Origin of the sequence: Pigmentiphaga litoralis, assembly GCF_014651835.1 — a bacterium.
In the GTDB taxonomy this organism is placed as follows: Bacteria; Pseudomonadota; Gammaproteobacteria; order Burkholderiales; family Burkholderiaceae_B; genus Pigmentiphaga; species Pigmentiphaga litoralis.
Window position 1 is genome coordinate 357500 of sequence record NZ_BMXQ01000001.1, and the last position, 16544, is coordinate 374043.

The window sequence follows — 16544 nt, forward strand, 5'->3', positions numbered from 1 at the left end:
TCACCCCGCAGTGATCACATTGCAATGAAAAAACCGGCGCATATCCCGCGCCGGTTTTTTTTTGCCCCGGGCCCGCAAGGGCTGCTGCCGCGCCTACGCGCCCCGCCGGGTTGCCGTCAGCACCACCGCGGCAATGCGGTCGGTGTCGGCATAACACGCCGACAACAACTCTTCGCCGAAGATGTCCGGATCCATTTCCCGGTACGACCAGGTCATGTCGGGGCGCGTGAGCATAGGCACGGCCGCTTGCAAAAAAGGGTCCTCGCCCTGGACGATGGCCACCCCCGTGTACAGCAGCAGCGTGCCCCCGGGCGCAAGCCGAGCCATTGCGGCATCGACGATAGCCAGCGACAGGCCCGCGCCCAGCGGACCGCCGCCGTGGCGATAGGCCCGTTCGCTGGCGTCCACCAGGTAGGGCGGGTTGGCCACAATCAAGTCAAATTCGCCCTCGACACCCGCAAGCAGGTTGCTTTCGCACGGGATCACGTTGGGCGTGCCGTTCACCGACGCGTTCACTTGCGTGGCCTCCAGCGCGGCGGCATTGATGTCCGCAGCCCAGACCTCGGCGTCCGGCCACTGACGCGCAATCATCAGGGCGGCGCAGCCACTGCCCGTGCCGATATCCACCGCGCGCTGCACCGGGGCGCGCCGCCCGTCCATCATCTGGCGCAGGGCGCTGGCAAAGCGATAGGTGTCCGGACCCAGGAATACCGCGTCGGCTTCCGTGGTGGGGTAGGCCGAATGCATCAGCCACAGACCGTCCAGGGTCGACACGCGGATGGCGCTGCGCCAGTCGTCGCCATCGCGCAGCGCCACGCCCGCATGGTCCATCATGGCGAACACGACGTCGGGCAGCAGCCCCTCTTCGAAGGGCCGGCTCCAGCCGAAGACGTCTTCCAGGCGCTGCGCCAGGGCGTTCGTCGGGCGATTGTTCACCCGTGCATGGGTCGCCGGACTCGGAGTAATGAACCGGTAGCCCCCGTCCTTTAAATAGGAGGTGAGGGCGATCAATGCGTCGATACGCAGTTCATCGTCTTCCTGGATCGCGGTGTGTTCAACCATGGTGTGCGCCTCTGCCGTCGGGGACGCAAAGCATACACGGCAGCCTGCTCAACCATAAGCGGTTCCTGACGGCGGGCCGGGCGGAACAGGGCAGGAACGGTCTTTGCGTCAGGGTACCCATCGATAAAACAGCATCCGCGTCGGCATCCGACGCAGGCGGTGCGGCAGAGGAAATTGAACATGCTCAACGACGTCCAGGAAAGTTTGCCAGTTGTTACGTCGCGACGACCCCACCACGTGGGGCCGGCTCGACGTATTTACGACGCCTTGTCGCAGCCCACTTTTTCCGCCCGCCAGACCGATGCCGCTCGGGATTACCTCAAGGATCAGCTCGCGCTGGCCCGGGAGCTGGCCCCGGAACTGCCGTCGGATATGCACGACGTTGCCGACGCCCTGGCCGATCATGCCGACAACGTAGGTCTGCAGTACCGCGCCTACCTTGCAGAACGCAAAGCCGGCGCCCCGCGCCGCTACTTCACAACCCGTGCCCATGCCTTGCATTTCATCCGCGGCGTTGCACCGACCAAGCTGGTGGATGGCGCCTGGCTGTATGGCTTGCTCAGCCGTAGCGGGGATGCGCGGTATACGCCGTTGGTCAAAACCTACCTTGAAGAGCTTGGAGACGGCGATCCGGGTAAGAACCATGTCGTGCTCTATAACGCCTTGCTCGACTCCAATGATTGCAATACCTGGCAGACACTGAACGACGATCACTTCGTCCAGGGTGCGATCCAGCTTGCCCTGGCAACGCATGCCGACGAATTCCTGCCCGAAATCATCGGCTTTAACCTGGGCTACGAGCAACTGCCCCTGCATCTGCTGATCACGTCCTACGAGCTGAATGAGCTGGGCATCGACCCGTATTACTTCACGCTGCACGTGACGATCGACAACGGCAGCACCGGTCACGCCCACCGCGCCGTGCAGGGCATGCTTGCCGCTGCGCCCAAGATGGGCGATCGCGACGCGTATTACCAGCGTGTCGTGAATGGCTACATGCTGAATTCGCTCGGTGCCAGCACCGAATCGGTCATCAAGAACTACAGCCTGGACGCCGAGGTTCTCGATGTGTTGGTCCGCAAGGCGGATGTGGGCAAGCTGGTGCATTCCGACTACTGCCGTGTCGGTGGTCGCAGCGTCACGGACTGGCTGGCCGAACCGGACCAGATCCCCGGCTTTCTGGCGGCGATGGAAAAGCATGGCTGGATCAAGCGCCACCAGGATCCGCAAAACAGCCGCTTCTGGAAGCTGTTGCAGGGCGAGCGGGCCGAAATGTTTGGCGTGTTCGATGGGTACGAACGTCAGGTCATCCATGACTGGATCGCAGGTGACGCGTTGATGCGTCCGGCCCCGCGTGTGGAAGGGCAGCCCGCGCCAACCTTCCCACCGCGCCAGCTCTCGTTCCGCGCCCGCCAGCGCCTGTTCAATACCTTGGCCGTGCACGATGACGAAGCCGTGGGAACCGCAGCGGTGGAAGCGGCGACGGGCTATAACGGCAAGCGCGGCGGCGAGCCTGCGTCCGAAGAGCTGCGCGAGTTCGAAGACCAGCTTGCCTCGGCTTCAACGCCGGCGGAGGCCCGCGCCCACCTGATCGCCTGGATGTCGCCTGCCTTGCACCACACGGAACCGGGCCTGCTGGCGACCCGTCGGTTCTCGCGGCAGCTGGACGCCACGATGGTCTGACCCGTGATTGCTGCCCGGCCCTGCGCGCATGTTGGCGCAGGGCATGACAAAACGGCTGCCGATGTCATGGCAGCCGTTTTTCATCTTTCCAGGGCCGCCGCAGCCAGCGGCAGCAAGACCGATCTCAGCTGGACGCAGGCCCCGCGGCCTGTTGCGGGTCCGTGTCGGCCGCGTGCTGCGCCGACAGGGCGGCATCCTCATTGCGGATCTTGGCGAAGGACGGACGCTCAGCCATGCGGTCGATATACGCCTGAACCGCGGGCGTCGGCGTCATCAGTTTGAACCGCGTCACCCATTGCAGCGACGTCCCCCACAAGATATCCACCGCCGTCATCCGGTCGCCCAGGATGTACGGACCCTTTTCAAGGTGACTGGCAATCGTGGCGATGGTCGTCTCGGCATCCCCATACGGTGTGGCCGAGGGCGGGCCGGGTTCACGATTCATCGCGCGATCGATCAGCGCCGGCTCGAAGCACGAGCCATAGAACACCATCCAGCGCAAATAGGCGCCGCGCATGACATCGTTGACCGCCGGCGCCAGGCCCGCCTGCGGAAACATGTCGGCAAGGTACAGATAGATGGCCGCCTGCTCGGTAATCAGTACGCCCTGGTGCACCAGGGCAGGGACCTTGCCCATGGGATTAACCGCCAGAAATGCCGGGCTGCGCTGCTCGTTCGCTTTCATGTTGAGCACATGGAGCCGATAAGGCACGCCCAGTTCTTCGAGCAGAATGCGCGCGCCAGCCGATCGGGTATTGGGCGCGTGATACAGCACCAGGTCATTTTCGTGGATCGTGGGATTCGGGCTGAACGGACCGGGCTGTTGCTGCGCCGGGTGCTGCTCGTGTTGCTGCTGCTGGTGTTGCTGTCCGCGGGCTGTCGCGCCGGTGCTGGGGTCGGTGGAATGGGAGGTCTCGGGATTCATTAGGTTACGTCCTTGGCAATGGGTGGCCGGAGCCGGATGAGTTTTCGGTGCTAGCGTTACGGCTGATGCAACCGCCGACTTGCCGGTTGCGACGACTCTTGATGCGGGGATACATGAACGTGAACGTGCGATGGTGGGGAATGCTTCTGGTGTGTCTGGCGCTGCCGGTCAACGCACAGAACGTCACGCCGGCGGACAGGGCGGACAGTGGAAGCACTGCACCGGTTACCACGCCTGCAGAAACACCTGCACCCGCTCCCGTGCTTGCCCCACCGCCCAGCCCATCGCCTGAGCCGCTTGCGACCAAGGCTGACGTCGATGCCCGCCTGGATCGTCTCTATGGCGCCCATCAACCTTACGCCGACTTCCTGGTCGCGTTGCAAAAGGCATCTGCCGCCAACGACAGGCAGGCCATTGCGAACATGGTCCACTATCCGTTCTCGACCCTGCTGGCGGCCCGCCGCAAGGTGCTGAAGACACCCAAGGCCTTCCTGGCCCGCTACGACGACATCATGACGCCCAAGGTACGTGCAGCGATCGCCGCGCAGACCTACGAGACGCTGTTTTCGAACAGCAACGGCCTGATGATAGGATCCGGGCAGGTGTGGTTCACCGGCAAGTGTGTCGATGCCACGTGCGCCAAGCCGCCCCGGATTGGCATCAGCGCCATCAACCACTGACACGCCGTCGTACCCTTGCAAAGGACACCTCCAATGACCAATCAGACTGCCGCTGGCAGCACTCCCGTTGTCGATGGAACCGGCGTACGGTTCACCCTGTTCCATGACACACGCGGCCCCGTCGTGGTCGAAGTGGCCCGCAGCACCTTGCGTCGCATATTTCAGGCCCGCAGTGACGCGCCCGATGATCTGCTGGACGCCTACGTCAACCACCAGGCCAGGATCCACCAGGTGGCCACGGTCAAGGTTCCTCGCGACGGCATGCTGCTGTTGTCCGACGGTGACTTTGCCGAAACGTCCCTTGATTCCGACGCCTCCCACCGGAGCACCCGCCATGCGGCAAACTGATGATGATCAGGACACGATAGACACCTGGGTACAGGCGCACGCCGATGTGCTTGACGCCATGCAGCGCGTGGCGCGGGAGCAGTCCGTCAGTGCACTGGAGATCCTGCGCCACGCCTGGGACCGCGAGGGAGCGGCCAGACAAGCGATGGACGGCGTGGTGCATGCCATCCTGCGCGACTCGCCGGTCGGTAACTATCGCGCCACGCACATGACCGACGGCCTTTGGAGCGCGGAGATCGAACTGGATGGTGGGTCGTGGAAACGTATCGGCATTTCCATGACGGAAAGCGACGCCCTGGCCCATGCCAAGACCCGGGCGATTCGCCGCGCGGCCGCATCGGCGGGCTGACGTCGTAACCAGATGGCGGGCAGGGTGGTGGCTGCAACGCGGACGCGCTACAGTCACGCCTCATCTTAGGTGGAGCAGCACATGGCGGATACATCGCGAACCGATACGACAACGGCGCCCATTGCACGGATCGTCGGCTGGTATGACAGCGGCGCAGCGGCAATCATCGAAATCGTTGTCGACGACAAGACCACGCATCAGGTTCTGGACCCCCTGGGCACGCCTGAAATCTCAGGGCAGAGCCTGAGCGCGGCGCGCAAGGCAGCCGTGGCGCTGTGGGGTGAATTCTGCGGTACCGTCTACGAGCAGACGCTGGACGAGGAGATTGACATCGAATTCGAACCGGCCCTGGAAGTTGCGACCGAGGCGTCCAATGACGCATCGGACGACGCCGACGGCAAGAAAAAGAAGAAAAAGAAGAAGTAATCGTACGGCGCAAAACAAAGGGACCTTTCGGTCCCTTTGTTCATTCAGCTCAGCGGCCGTAGTAGTAGTCCGCCGGCGGGTAGTCGCGATGGCGCGGACGCGGTGCGTAGCAGGGCACGTATTCCTGCAGATAGGTATCGAAGCAGCGTTCACGCGGGCGCACATACACGACCGGCGGGGGCGCTTCATACACAACCTGTGGGGGCGGTACGTACACCGGCTGCGGCGCCGAGTAGACGACAGGCGGTTCGTAATACCGCGTGGCAGCCGAGCCAAGCAGCGCGCCGATCACGGCGCCACCGATCAGGGCGCCAGCGACATTGCCGCCGCCACGATGGCCACCACCATGTCCGCCGTGGCCGCCATGCCCCCGGCCGCCGCCCCATGCAGCGGCTTGGCCTGCCATGGTCAAGGTTGCGATGAGCAAAAGTCCGGTTGCGACGCGTTTCATTGTGATCTCCAGCCCCGCGGTGTTTGCGGATGAAATCATTTTCGCCCTGCAATGTGGAGCAAAAATGGCCTGAGGGTAACGAGATATGTCAGCGTGATGCGTGCGGGATCAGCCGACGTGCCCGTCGTACTCGGTATCGGTAATCTTGCGACGAAGCACCGGGCCTTCCACCAGCGTGGGATTGGGCGCCTTGTCGAACGACGGCTCACCCAAGTCCAGCTCGGACTGCAGGGTGGCCGCATGGTGACGGGCGGACATTTCGAACGCGTACAGGCGGCGCTGGGCGGCCCGGCGGGTGTATTGGAAAATTTTCTTCATGGACAAGGCTCACTTGGACGCGGGCAATGGTAGCGCACACTCGCTTACGACGTCCAAAACGCGCGACCGGAGCGCGGCGCAAAAGCCACTAGAATCAAGCGATCAGACAAGAGGTGAAGGTCTCCATGACCGTGAACGACAGCGCACTTCAGGATTTCATTACCCGCCATCCCCGGCTTTTCGTCCTGACCGGGGCAGGGTGCAGTACCGATTCAGGCATTCCCGATTACCGCGACGAAGCCGGCGGCTGGAAACGCCGTCCCCCCATGACCTACCAGGTCTTCATGGGCGACGCCGTCGCGCGCGCGCGCTACTGGGCGCGCAGCATGATCGGCTGGCGCAGCTTCGGGCGCGCGCGCCACAACGCCGCCCATGCCGCGCTGGCGCGCCTGGAAGCGCAGGGCCATATTGTCCTGCTCGTCACGCAGAATGTGGACGGCTTGCATGAAGCCGCGGGCAGCACCAACGTGCTGGACCTGCATGGGCGGCTGGATCGTGTCCGGTGCATGGGCTGCGAGCGAGTCGTTCCGCGGCCCGAAGTCCAGGTCATGCTGGAAAGCGCCAACCCTGTATGGGTGCACCTGGCGGCAAGCGATGCTCCCGACGGTGACGCCGACCTCGACAACCAGGACTTTTCTCAGTTTCGCGAACCGCGCTGCCAGGTCTGCGGCGGCATCCTCAAGCCCGACGTCGTGTTCTTCGGAGAGGCAGTGCCCCGCGAACGCATTGCGCGTGCCATCGATGCGCTGGAAAGCGCCGGTGGCATGCTGGTCGTCGGGTCATCATTGATGGTGCACTCGGGCTACCGCTACGCGCAGATGGCGTCGCGGCTGGGCATACCCATTTGCGCGGTGAATCTGGGCCAGACACGTGCCGATGACTTGTTGACGTTAAAGGTCCAACAGTCCTGTAGTGTGGCCCTGGACAGCCTCGTCGCCTGAGGCGGCCGGGTACGACGGACTCTATCCCGTGTCAGCTCAGTACCGGGCTGTTCGGCGAGGGTTCCGGCGAGTCCGGTTCCACGGGTTGTTCCGAGTCGGTTTCATCCGGATCCGGAACGCCGTGGTAGGGCAGTGCCATTTCTGCCGCGAGCAGCATGGCGCGATAGTAGATGTCGTAGGCGGGCAGTGCGGTGGACATGTCAATCTCCGTGATATTGTGCCTCCAGCAATTTTTGTGCCGCGCAGCGAAACCGGATGCCATGAACCGTCATCCCCTTGTCATTACCGGGCGTGACGCCGCTTTTTCCGCGGCAAACGGTTGATGGAACGCGCCGCGCCATGCTGCGCGGTTTGTAGTTTTTCCCAGAACGAGAGTGCAATGGAACAAGGAAGTGATGCCGCGCTGATCAAGCGCGCGATCAAGGCATACCTGCGCAGCGGGTCCCCCGACCAACCCGGCAAGGACTCGCTGATCCGCGAAGCCGACGGCCAGCGCTATGTCCTGGTCCGCAACAAGGCCGGCCTGATGGCCGTTTATCTGGTCGTTGGCACGACGTCCGTGCAGCGCGTGCGGGAATGGCCGGAATCGCTGGATATTTCCTGAAACAACAGGCCGCGCGGTCTGCGCACGAATGCCATTGATTGCCCCCCATTACCCCGGGTTATGATCGACCGACGCACATTCCCGGGGGGGAAGCATGAGACGGTATCTGGGCGCAGCCAGCCTTGCAGCATTGGCCGCTTGCAGCGGTCAGGGTCCGTCGGGACCGTGGAAGTCGCCGGAAATGGTCGACAGCAACGGTGGCGTGGTGTCTGCTTCCACCACCACCAAGCCCGACGCATTTTTCATTTCCCGCAAGCCCATGGAAGGACTGGCCGAGTGCATCGCCTGGGGCTGGCGCCACCAGGCCGAGAACAGCCCGGCTGCGGCGGTGGTGGCTTCCAACGACAACGGGCAACGGATCGAGTCGGAAGGGCAGCGCGAGCGGCTCGAGTTGCGGCCGGGTCCGGTCAACACCGAAGTCAGTCTTTATCGGATGGCCTCGGGGGACGACGAGGCCATGGCCAAGCGGATCGCGGTGCTCGAGGCTTGCCTGTAGGCGGGAGTTGACGAAATTCGGTGGGGTGATCAGGTGCCTGACGCTGGGCTGGCGAGCGCTTGCTAGCGTTTCTGGCCGCCCAATGGATCGACACGGCAAAAAACCTTGGCTGGCGAGTTGCGCTCTTCCTCTGGAAATACTAGAATCGCAGGCTGCTTCGGCAATGGCGCGATAGCAAAGCGGTTATGCACCGGATTGCAAATCCGTGTAGGTCGGTTCGACTCCGGCTCGCGCCTCCAAATTTCTCTATATAAATCAACGGGTTGGCGGTTCGCAATGAATCCCCGACACACCGAAAACCCGTTGAAATACCCCTCAAACACGCTCAAAACCACTCGTCCGAGTGGTAGAAACACGCGTGTATTGCGCAGTTTTCCGTGTAGATGAGTTCCAATATCGGTAGTCGAACTACCGAGGAACCCACGTGCCAACCATCCGCCCTACACCGAACGGGAAACGCTTCAGCGTCACAATCCGCAATCGGCTGCTCCCTAAGCCGCTCTACTACACCTTCGACGACTTGCCGAGCGCTGAGGCCTATGCAGAGCAGTGCGAAAAGTGGCTAGCCGCCGGCATCGTGCCCACGGCGATGGTTGCGGAGCCGACGAAGGCACGAAAGCTGGTTGGTCCGAGCATTCGGGCCTGGATCAATACGGGTGAGCCATCCAAATCTGACGTTGCTATCCTGGACTTACTGTTCGACGAACTGGGTAAGTTGGAACGCTCCCAACTGACGTATCGCTGGGCGGACGACTGGGTGCGCGGAATGAAGCGCGTCCGGAACCTGGCGCCGGGCACCATTCGGAAGCGGGTGGGTGCACTTTCTGAGATGCTCGCGTGGGAAATCCGAACGTCACCGGACATGGGTCTACCGAATCCACTGACATCGCTTCCACGGGGCTATTCGACTGATGGCATCAAAGCTCGAATATATCCAGCCAGGCAAGCCGCAGCAAAATGCTTATATCGAGCGATTCAATCGCACGGCTCGCTACGAATGGCTGTCGGGACAGCTGGCGCAGGTGCAAGACCATGCCACCCAATGGATGTGGTCCTACAATCACGAACGCCCAAATATGGCCTTGGGTGGCATTACTCCGAAGCAGCGGTTGGCCATCGCCGCTTAACGCTACTTCTGAGACCCGTTCAAAACGGGGGCATTACCCATCCAGTTGGACCATCAACAGTATCGGTCTTCAAACGGCGCAACGTTCAGCGCCTGCAAAATGTTAAATCATATGGGTTTTAATGGACCGTCTGAAGGCGGTGATCACTAAGTGCGACAAAACTGGACCCAGAAAACAGAACCATATTAGAACTTCCGACAGGGTTTGCTTTGCGTAACCGTGGCCAGGCATATTAAAAGAGCCCGCTGCATCAGGCTTTTTCTGTGCTGCAACGCCTCGTTTGGGCCGCAGTGCATCCAGTCAATGTCAGTCTGCGCGACCGGAAACCGCTGAAGCGCTTAGCGATTTCGCGTCCATTAGACCCAGTTTAAAGTCTTCCGACGTATCGAGGTACCTATACCTCCGTCATGCTACGAATCGATCGTGACGATTCACAACGGTTGGTCCCCCATCGACACGTGTTTGCGTGCCACCTCCTCCTAGACCCTTTGGTACACACGCGCGCGCTTGCTCGGGTAACGTGCAACAGCCGTCCGAGTGGCCCGCGGCCCCAAGTAGTAGGATCCGTTGCCCCCGTGACGCCTGTTCCGGGCTCGGCGTCAGCCGGCCTGATCAACCGTAGTACGCATTCGGCGCAACGCCTCGTTATCCACCGAACTGCCGCCCTGCCACCACCAAGCTGCGTCGACTGAATCCGTCTACCTCGCTGTGATACCCCCTATCAAATTTAGTTAATTGAAGGATTGGTGCACCCTGACAATAATGAAGCCTCTGCCATTAACCGCTGAGGCCCAAGGTGAAAAACGACTATCACGAGAAAGGAGTTGGTCAATTCCACGAGTCCCACGCGACGCGTGAATATGGGAACGGTGCAATCCTCGGAATTGCCGTTCCTCAAGCCAATCCTGTTGTTGAACCCGAATTTGCAGCGTTGCTGCCTGCAGGGTTTTCTATGATGGTAACGCGACTTAGCGGTAGTCGCACGGATTCCCGGCAACGCATGGTCGACTATCTGACCAATCTCCCAATGAGTTTGGATGCATATGACACTGCAAAGCCAGACGCTGTGGGATACGCCTGCACTGGTAGCTCTTATGTCGTCGGCGCGGAAGCGGAAAATCGCGCGCTTTCCGACGCGGCCGAGAAATTCGGCTATCCAATCATTTCCTCAGCGCAGGCGATCCTGGCCGCACTTGAACACCTAAGTGCGCGCCGAATCGCGGTATTTGCTCCATACCCGCCTTGGATGGTCGAGCTTAGCAAAGCATATTGGGTGGAGCGCGGCATGGATATCACATCGTGCGCGTCGATCGCGTTCGACACAACTGACACACGCGATATTTATTCAATAACTACTCCAATGGCATTGCAGTCGTTCCAAGCGCTCCGTTGGCAAGACGCTGACGCAATCGTATTTACTGGTACTGGCATGCCAACGCTGCGAGCTATCGCCGAGGTCAGCGAGCTGACCGGAAAACCTGTTCTGTCATCTAATCTTTGTTTGGCATGGGCATTGGTTAAAGCCTGCGGTGGGGAAGATTACTTAACCCCTCCTGGTCCAGGGGAGCCACTGTTCGGTGGTTGGTCGACCCGCATCCCCGTTTAACGCCGCGTTAAGTGGCACTAATTAGCCTTTCCTGGAGCTCAGCATGAACGCACTCAAAAAGTACGCGTTGCCTCGTCACGTCCATTTCACTATGACGCTTGTCTTGGCGGCACTGATCGCCCCGATGTGCAGCAACGCGGCCGACTATCCGGTTAAACCAATTACCTTGATCGTACCGTTTGCTGCAGGTGGCCCAACTGACGCCACAGCCCGGCTATTTGCCAAGGAAATCTCAACCGAATTGGGTCAACCGGTCATAGTAGATAACCGACCAGGTGCAGGCGGCATGACAGGCGGCGGTGCAGCAGCCAGAGCGACACGGGATGGACACACCCTGCTTTGGGGTGGGACAAGCACCTTAGCTGTCGCTCCTTCTCTGTTTGCAAAGCTTCCTTATGACCCATTGAAATCGTTCCAGCCCGTAAGTCGAGCAGTTCGCGGCCCACTCGTATTAGTGGTTAATGCGAAGCTTCCCATAAACACAATGGCCGATCTTGTAAAAGTCGCTCGTGAAAATCCAGGCAAACTCAACTACGGTTCGGCAGGGGTCGGGTCAATTATTCATCTGACAGGCGAGATGCTTCGCTTCAAGGCGGGAATCGACATCGTTCACGTTCCGTACAAAGGGAACGGTCAAGTTATGACCGACCTCTCTGGCGGAACTTTGCAACTGGCCTTCGTCGCTCTTGGGCACATGCTGCCCCATATGCAAGATGGTGCGATACGACCAATTGCGATTACCAGCGTCGAGCGTAATCCACTCGTGCCCGATCTGCCGACAGTAGCAGAAGCCTTTCCCGGTTTTGAGTCCATGGAGTGGTTTGGACTGGTTGCTCCCACAGGTATTCCTCCTGAAGCCTTGAACAAGTTGAACCTCGCATTCCGCCACGCCAGCAATCGTCCTGAGCTACGTCAAAGCATTGCAAAGCTGGGATATCTTGCGGTCGATGAGTCACCAGAAGAGTTCTCGCAGGCTATCCGTACCGAGGGTGCCAAATGGCGCGAGGTCGTAACCCAAGCCAAAGTCCACGTCGAATAAACACAAGCAGGAGACACTACATGTCCACCACCATCAACACCTCGGTTGCTATTGTCGGTGCCGGCCCGATAGGCTTGAGCCTTGCCATTGATCTTGCATGGCGTGGTGTCGACGTCGTGCTGCTCGAAAAAAGCGATGGCAAAGTCGACCATCCACGACTTGGACTGATTGCCGTGCGAACAATGGAGTTCTTCCGGCGCTGGGGATTGACCTCCGACGTCCGCCACTGCGGATTTCCGGACGATTTTGACCTTTCCATCGAATTCTGCACGAGCATGACGGGCCACCTCCTGGAACGCGACAATTATCCGAGCATTCGGGATATGGAAACACCTACGTGGACGCCAGAAAAAAAGCAACGGTGCCCTCAGCATTGGCTCGACCCAATTCTGAAACGCAGGTTGGCCGACTTTTCTGAGGCAAGCTTAGAGCTGAATGCGTCTGTACATGGCCTAGAAGAGTCGGCTGGCGGTGTGACCGTGTCGGCAGTTAACACCGAAACAGGCGCTCCACTTACTGTGCACGCAAAGTATGTGGTCGGTTGCGATGGTGGTACGAGTACTGTGCGCACGCTGCTGGGTATTTCTATGGAGGGAAATGCCCATCTTAATTATTCGATGGGCATTTTGTTTGAAAGTCGTAGTCTGCTAGAGCGCTGCGGGAAAGCGACTGCAGAGCGTTTTCTATTTATTGGTCCAGAGGGTACCTGGGGCAACTTGACGGTAATTGACGGCCGTGCTGTATGGCGCCTGACCGTGTATGGCAGTGCCACGAAGTTCGACATGGAAAATTTCAACGCCGAAGAATGGATACGCCGCGCACTTGGCACTGACCAGATCGATTTCACAGTGCTATCAGTATTGCCTTGGAAACGAACTGAGCTGATTGCCTCAAGCTACGGCACCAATCGCATTCTGTTAGCTGGCGATGCCGCACACACAATGTCCCCGACGGGCGGCATGGGCATGAACACGGGTTTGTGTGACGCGACAGACCTCGCATGGAAGTTAGAGGCAGTAATTAAGGGGTGGGGTGGAAACCGTCTGATTGCGTCATACGAAGAAGAGCGCAAGCCCATAGCAATACGCAACGCCGCTTATTCAACGCACAATTTCAAAACATGGACTTCCCCAGCTCCGTGCGATTTCTTGCTTGAGGATTCCGATCGCGCGATTGAAGCAAGGCGCACCGTCGGAATGGGTTTAAAGAAAGCGACCCAAGCTGAATGGCAATCTTGGGGTCTGCAAGTGGGTTATCGGTACGAAGGCAGTTCAATTTGCGTTTCTGATGGAACGCCTCCGACACCAGATGATTATTCGACTTACGTCCCGACAGCAAGGCCGGGATCGCGTGCACCTCATGCTTGGCTTGCTGATGGCCTATCCACGCTCGACCTGTTCGGCCGCGGTTTTGCACTGCTGGTTTTTGACCATCGACGTAAAAAGGCAATTGACTGCCTATTGTCTGCTGCTCAGGATCGGGAAGTCCCGTTGGCGGTTACTCAAATCGACAAACCTGAAGTTGCTGAGCTGTACGGTTCACCAATGGTGCTTGTCAGACCGGACGGCCATGTGGCTTGGCGCGGTGCCGACATTACTGACGCAGGGCGGATTCTAGACATCGTCCGCGGAGCGGATCTTCATAAGGAGGAAACGACATGAGTCCAAGAACCTGGGATGAGCTAGTTCCTGAAGCAGACCGCATTGCTTCCCATCGCGCAGGTTTTGGCCGCTCTTCAGGGATGGGAAGCAGGCCAGCATTACTGATCATTGATGTTCAATACCGCACAGCAGGGACGAAGCCTTTGCCGCTAGTAGAAGCAATGAAGGAATTTCCTACTGCATGTGGCCAAGTTGCCTGGGATGCGATCGGCAACATCGAGAAACTCTTGACGGTCTTTCGCCAACAAGGCTGGCCGGTGCTATATCCGCATGTGGCGCAAAAGTTTGCATTCGACACTGGCAGATTGACTGAAAAAGTTCCAACAATGATGGACATAGCGCCCGCAGGCTACGAGTTCGTCGAATCAATCGCACCTCGAGCAGGCGATGTATTAATACCCAAAAAGCACCCAAGCGCTTTTTTTGGCACGGCGTTGGCGAGCTATCTGATTAACAGCGGAGCTGACACGCTGATCGTCACTGGATGCGCCACGTCGGGCTGCGTACGCGGAAGTGTGGTCGACGCGTTCTCTTATAACTATCGGGTCACAGTGCCCGAGGATGCGGTTTACGACCGAAATCATGCGTCACATGTTGTGAACCTGTACGACATGTCCGAAAAATATGCAGATGTCATGACGACCGAAGCAACGCTGTGCGCGCTGGCGCAGCTCGCCGATCGATGATTTGGAGCTACGATGAAAAAATTTGAGAATGGCAATGATCGGTACGACTACAGCGCGATCACTACGCGTCCGGTGTACGATTGGCCAGATGGCAAACGTTTGGCCGTCTACTTCGCACTAAATATCGAAGGTTTTGAATTCGGGCGAAATCCGGGTAACGACTTCACTTCTATGCCGTCGGCACCTTACCATCGCGGGTACGCTTACCGGGACTATGGCAACCGCGTTGGCGTCTGGCGCATTCATGCTCTGTTCGAACAATTTGGAATGCCATTGGCAGTGCTTGCTAATGGCTCAGTCTATGACGTATGCCCCGAGGTGCTTGACGCGTTTCGCAAGCGTGGAGACGAAATCGTTGGTCATGGGAGGACTAATTCCGAAAAGCAGGCGGATATGAGCGAGGAGTCCGAACGATCGATGCTTCAGGACGTTTGCGCATTGATTCAAAGATATGAAGGAAAGCCGCCGGCTGGATGGCTCGGACCGTTCATTTCGCAAAGTTCACGCACGCCCGAATTGTTGAAAGCACAGGGCTTTAAATACATGTTGGATTGGTGGTTTGACGACCAGCCTATGTGGTTTAGGACAGACAACGGTCCAATTCTAGCGGTGCCTTATCCTTCAATGGAGCTGAATGACCTGCCTGCGTATGTCAATCGAGGTGCTAGTGACGAAGAGTTTACTCGTATGGCGATTGATGCTTTCGACGAACAATTGGCCGAATCCGAAAATTACCCACAAGTGTATTGCCTGTCCTTGCACACTTTCTTGACAGGTCAGCCTCATCGTATTCGCCAGCTGCGCCGAATCCTAGAACACATCAGCCAGCAGCGCGATCGAATTTGGTTGACGACACCTCAAGCAATTGCGGAGCATGTCACCGCGCTTCCTCCTGGCGTGGTTCCGGGCGCCTAATGATCAGCGTAGCATCGGTCATACGCAATCTTTGACAAGGTGCTGCCGTGGACATACGTCAAATCCAATATTTTGTGGCCCTATACGAAGAGGGCAGTATCACAAAAGCTGCTAAGCGCATGCATGTCGTGCAGCCTGCGATCAGCCAGCAGATCAAACGCCTGGAGGCCAATGCTGACGTCCAGTTGTTCGAGCGGGATCCGCATGGAGTAACCCCTAACGCACTGGCACATCGGTTTTATCATCATTGCATCGGTGTGCTAACTGAATTGGAGCAGGCAAGGGCAGTCCTCAGTCAGGGATCGAGTCATCTTAGCGGAAAATTGGTTGTGGGCAGCCAAGCATCGTTCAATCAGTACGTGATGGGGCAGACGCTCGCTACCTTTCACCAGCTATGCCCCGACGTTGCCATACTCGCCCGCGATGGATATCGCAGTGATCTCATTGAATGGCTAATTCAAGGAGAATTGGATTTCGCATTATTAAGCACGACGCAGGATCTGCTAAACATGCATACAAGGATGGTTTCGCGTGAGGATCTAGTCGTGGTAGGTCATTGCGAGACACTTGCGGCGCGTGATGTGCTGAAGGGTAACGAGCTTTCAGCATTCAAGCTGATTTTGCCATCACGTCACAAATCACTTCGAAATCTTATAGATTCGCAGTTTGGCCTTCACGGCCTCACTCTGCAACCTCGCATGGAAATCGACTCACTGCAAAGTCTGTTGCAGTTGGCACTTCGCCCTGGCTGGTTGTCCATTGTCCCTTCAACAACGGTCTTACCTGAGTCTTTTGGAAATCGACTCAGGAGCGTGCAACTTATTCAACCACTTATACGCCGCAGTGTTGTTGCCACATGGCCAAGACATAAGGAACTTGCCCCGGCCGTACATGTTTTCATGGAAGTGCTTTTTTCCACACTCTCGGATGTTGCTGGCCTGGAAATAGTGAATGGCGACGTGCTTTGAAAGTGCTAGTCCCAGACAGCACCGTGCCTGAGTTCAACTATTCCGGCGCGACCGTGATCCCTAGTGCTCTGGTCCGAGTGATTTATGGCTAACCTATTGTTTTGATTGGGAAAATGTGGATTGAAAATCCGTGTAGGTCGGTTCGACTCGGGCTCGCGCCTCCAAATTCTCTATACAAATCAACGGGTTGGCGATTCGCAATGAATCCCCGACACACCGAAAACCCGTTGAGATACCCCTCAAACACGCTGAAAATCAC

At 58.6% G+C, this 16544-nt stretch carries 19 protein-coding genes, 1 tRNA gene and 1 pseudogene; 16 read left to right on the forward strand and 5 right to left on the reverse strand.

Annotation, left to right across the window (positions count from 1 at the left end; all coding sequences use genetic code 11):
• Window positions 1-93: 93 nt before the first annotated feature.
• Entirely contained in the window at window positions 94-1062 is a 969-nt protein-coding gene (locus IE116_RS01415) for a methyltransferase (RefSeq protein ID WP_189609137.1), read from the reverse strand.
• Between the two features lie 180 nt (window positions 1063-1242).
• Here IE116_RS01415 and IE116_RS01420 point away from each other — a divergent pair, with 180 nt between their 5' ends.
• Entirely contained in the window at window positions 1243-2745 is a 1503-nt protein-coding gene (locus IE116_RS01420) for an iron-containing redox enzyme family protein (protein ID WP_189609140.1), read from the forward strand.
• Window positions 2746-2869: 124 nt separating this feature from the next.
• Here the strand turns inward: IE116_RS01420 and IE116_RS01425 are convergent, their stop codons facing one another.
• Window positions 2870-3670 (reverse strand): glutathione S-transferase family protein, encoded by an 801-nt coding sequence (locus IE116_RS01425; protein WP_189609142.1) that lies wholly within the window; start codon window positions 3668-3670, stop codon window positions 2870-2872.
• Window positions 3671-3783: 113 nt separating this feature from the next.
• Between IE116_RS01425 and IE116_RS01430 the strand changes: the two genes are divergently transcribed.
• The 4 genes from IE116_RS01430 to IE116_RS01445 all read left to right on the forward strand — a co-directional run bounded on the left by IE116_RS01430 (window position 3784) and on the right by IE116_RS01445 (window position 5473).
• Window positions 3784-4350, forward strand: a complete 567-nt coding sequence (locus IE116_RS01430) for a hypothetical protein (protein ID WP_189609144.1) — start codon at window positions 3784-3786, stop codon at window positions 4348-4350.
• Window positions 4351-4383: 33 nt separating this feature from the next.
• Window positions 4384-4698, forward strand: a complete 315-nt coding sequence (locus tag IE116_RS01435) for a hypothetical protein (RefSeq protein WP_189609145.1) — start codon at window positions 4384-4386, stop codon at window positions 4696-4698.
• Window positions 4685-5047 carry a hypothetical protein gene (locus IE116_RS01440; RefSeq protein ID WP_189609147.1) on the forward strand — a complete coding sequence of 121 codons (363 nt, stop codon included), beginning with the start codon at window positions 4685-4687 and terminating at the stop codon, window positions 5045-5047. Before IE116_RS01435 ends, IE116_RS01440 begins: the two co-directional genes overlap by 14 nt.
• Window positions 5048-5128: 81 nt before the next feature.
• Window positions 5129-5473, forward strand: coding sequence for a hypothetical protein (locus tag IE116_RS01445; protein WP_189609149.1), 345 nt, complete (start codon window positions 5129-5131; stop codon window positions 5471-5473).
• Between the two features lie 49 nt (window positions 5474-5522).
• Here the strand turns inward: IE116_RS01445 and IE116_RS01450 are convergent, their stop codons facing one another.
• Entirely contained in the window at window positions 5523-5924 is a 402-nt protein-coding gene (locus IE116_RS01450) for a hypothetical protein (RefSeq protein WP_189609150.1), read from the reverse strand.
• Between the two features lie 108 nt (window positions 5925-6032).
• Window positions 6033-6242 (reverse strand): hypothetical protein, encoded by a 210-nt coding sequence (locus IE116_RS01455; protein WP_189609151.1) that lies wholly within the window; start codon window positions 6240-6242, stop codon window positions 6033-6035.
• A gap of 113 nt (window positions 6243-6355) precedes the next feature.
• Here IE116_RS01455 and IE116_RS01460 point away from each other — a divergent pair, with 113 nt between their 5' ends.
• Window positions 6356-7183, forward strand: coding sequence for an NAD-dependent protein deacetylase (locus IE116_RS01460; protein ID WP_308428197.1), 828 nt, complete (start codon window positions 6356-6358; stop codon window positions 7181-7183).
• Between the two features lie 31 nt (window positions 7184-7214).
• Here the strand turns inward: IE116_RS01460 and IE116_RS01465 are convergent, their stop codons facing one another.
• Window positions 7215-7382 (reverse strand): hypothetical protein, encoded by a 168-nt coding sequence (locus IE116_RS01465; RefSeq protein WP_189609153.1) that lies wholly within the window; start codon window positions 7380-7382, stop codon window positions 7215-7217.
• Window positions 7383-7562: 180 nt separating this feature from the next.
• Between IE116_RS01465 and IE116_RS01470 the strand changes: the two genes are divergently transcribed.
• The 10 genes and pseudogenes from IE116_RS01470 (at window position 7563) to IE116_RS01515 (ending at window position 16285) form a co-directional block, all read left to right on the forward strand.
• Window positions 7563-7787, forward strand: a complete 225-nt coding sequence (locus tag IE116_RS01470; protein ID WP_189609154.1) for a hypothetical protein — start codon at window positions 7563-7565, stop codon at window positions 7785-7787.
• Between the two features lie 94 nt (window positions 7788-7881).
• Window positions 7882-8283, forward strand: coding sequence for a hypothetical protein (locus IE116_RS01475; RefSeq protein WP_189609155.1), 402 nt, complete (start codon window positions 7882-7884; stop codon window positions 8281-8283).
• Window positions 8284-8448: 165 nt separating this feature from the next.
• A tRNA-Cys gene (locus tag IE116_RS01480) sits at window positions 8449-8522 on the forward strand.
• Between the two features lie 681 nt (window positions 8523-9203).
• Window positions 9204-9410 (forward strand): annotated as a pseudogene (locus IE116_RS01485) (integrase core domain-containing protein); the annotation flags it as partial.
• Window positions 9411-10206: 796 nt separating this feature from the next.
• Window positions 10207-11016, forward strand: a complete 810-nt coding sequence (locus tag IE116_RS01490; protein WP_189609157.1) for a maleate cis-trans isomerase family protein — start codon at window positions 10207-10209, stop codon at window positions 11014-11016.
• Between the two features lie 43 nt (window positions 11017-11059).
• The gene (locus tag IE116_RS01495; protein ID WP_189609159.1) at window positions 11060-12055 is read left to right on the forward strand and encodes a Bug family tripartite tricarboxylate transporter substrate binding protein; all 996 of its coding nucleotides are present in this window, start codon (window positions 11060-11062) and stop codon (window positions 12053-12055) included.
• Window positions 12056-12075: 20 nt separating this feature from the next.
• A complete protein-coding gene (locus IE116_RS01500) occupies window positions 12076-13716 on the forward strand; it encodes an FAD-dependent monooxygenase (protein WP_189609161.1) in 1641 nt (546 codons plus the stop codon).
• Window positions 13713-14402 (forward strand): isochorismatase family protein, encoded by a 690-nt coding sequence (locus IE116_RS01505; RefSeq protein ID WP_189609162.1) that lies wholly within the window; start codon window positions 13713-13715, stop codon window positions 14400-14402. The genes IE116_RS01500 and IE116_RS01505 overlap by 4 nt, the downstream gene beginning before the upstream one ends.
• A gap of 12 nt (window positions 14403-14414) precedes the next feature.
• Entirely contained in the window at window positions 14415-15317 is a 903-nt protein-coding gene (locus IE116_RS01510) for a polysaccharide deacetylase family protein (protein ID WP_189609165.1), read from the forward strand.
• Between the two features lie 47 nt (window positions 15318-15364).
• Window positions 15365-16285: a LysR family transcriptional regulator gene (locus IE116_RS01515; protein WP_189609166.1), complete on the forward strand. Its 921-nt coding sequence runs from the start codon at window positions 15365-15367 to the stop codon at window positions 16283-16285.
• Window positions 16286-16544: the final 259 nt, after the last annotated feature.

What these genes read in the sequence shown, in the direction of transcription:
- IE116_RS01440 (WP_189609147.1), top strand. Translation starts at nt 4,685, where the DNA reads ATGCGGCAAACTGATGATGATCAGGACACGATAGACACCTGGGTACAG.
- IE116_RS01465 (WP_189609153.1), bottom strand. Translation starts at nt 7,382, where the DNA reads ATGTCCACCGCACTGCCCGCCTACGACATCTACTATCGCGCCATGCTG.
- IE116_RS01435 (WP_189609145.1), top strand. Translation starts at nt 4,384, where the DNA reads ATGACCAATCAGACTGCCGCTGGCAGCACTCCCGTTGTCGATGGAACC.
- IE116_RS01505 (WP_189609162.1), top strand. Translation starts at nt 13,713, where the DNA reads ATGAGTCCAAGAACCTGGGATGAGCTAGTTCCTGAAGCAGACCGCATT.
- IE116_RS01510 (WP_189609165.1), top strand. Translation starts at nt 14,415, where the DNA reads ATGAAAAAATTTGAGAATGGCAATGATCGGTACGACTACAGCGCGATC.
- IE116_RS01475 (WP_189609155.1), top strand. Translation starts at nt 7,882, where the DNA reads ATGAGACGGTATCTGGGCGCAGCCAGCCTTGCAGCATTGGCCGCTTGC.
- IE116_RS01445 (WP_189609149.1), top strand. Translation starts at nt 5,129, where the DNA reads ATGGCGGATACATCGCGAACCGATACGACAACGGCGCCCATTGCACGG.
- IE116_RS01450 (WP_189609150.1), bottom strand. Translation starts at nt 5,924, where the DNA reads ATGAAACGCGTCGCAACCGGACTTTTGCTCATCGCAACCTTGACCATG.
- IE116_RS01425 (WP_189609142.1), bottom strand. Translation starts at nt 3,670, where the DNA reads ATGAATCCCGAGACCTCCCATTCCACCGACCCCAGCACCGGCGCGACA.
- IE116_RS01500 (WP_189609161.1), top strand. Translation starts at nt 12,076, where the DNA reads ATGTCCACCACCATCAACACCTCGGTTGCTATTGTCGGTGCCGGCCCG.
- IE116_RS01455 (WP_189609151.1), bottom strand. Translation starts at nt 6,242, where the DNA reads ATGAAGAAAATTTTCCAATACACCCGCCGGGCCGCCCAGCGCCGCCTG.
- IE116_RS01420 (WP_189609140.1), top strand. Translation starts at nt 1,243, where the DNA reads ATGCTCAACGACGTCCAGGAAAGTTTGCCAGTTGTTACGTCGCGACGA.
- IE116_RS01470 (WP_189609154.1), top strand. Translation starts at nt 7,563, where the DNA reads ATGGAACAAGGAAGTGATGCCGCGCTGATCAAGCGCGCGATCAAGGCA.
- IE116_RS01495 (WP_189609159.1), top strand. Translation starts at nt 11,060, where the DNA reads ATGAACGCACTCAAAAAGTACGCGTTGCCTCGTCACGTCCATTTCACT.
- IE116_RS01430 (WP_189609144.1), top strand. Translation starts at nt 3,784, where the DNA reads ATGAACGTGAACGTGCGATGGTGGGGAATGCTTCTGGTGTGTCTGGCG.
- IE116_RS01415 (WP_189609137.1), bottom strand. Translation starts at nt 1,062, where the DNA reads ATGGTTGAACACACCGCGATCCAGGAAGACGATGAACTGCGTATCGAC.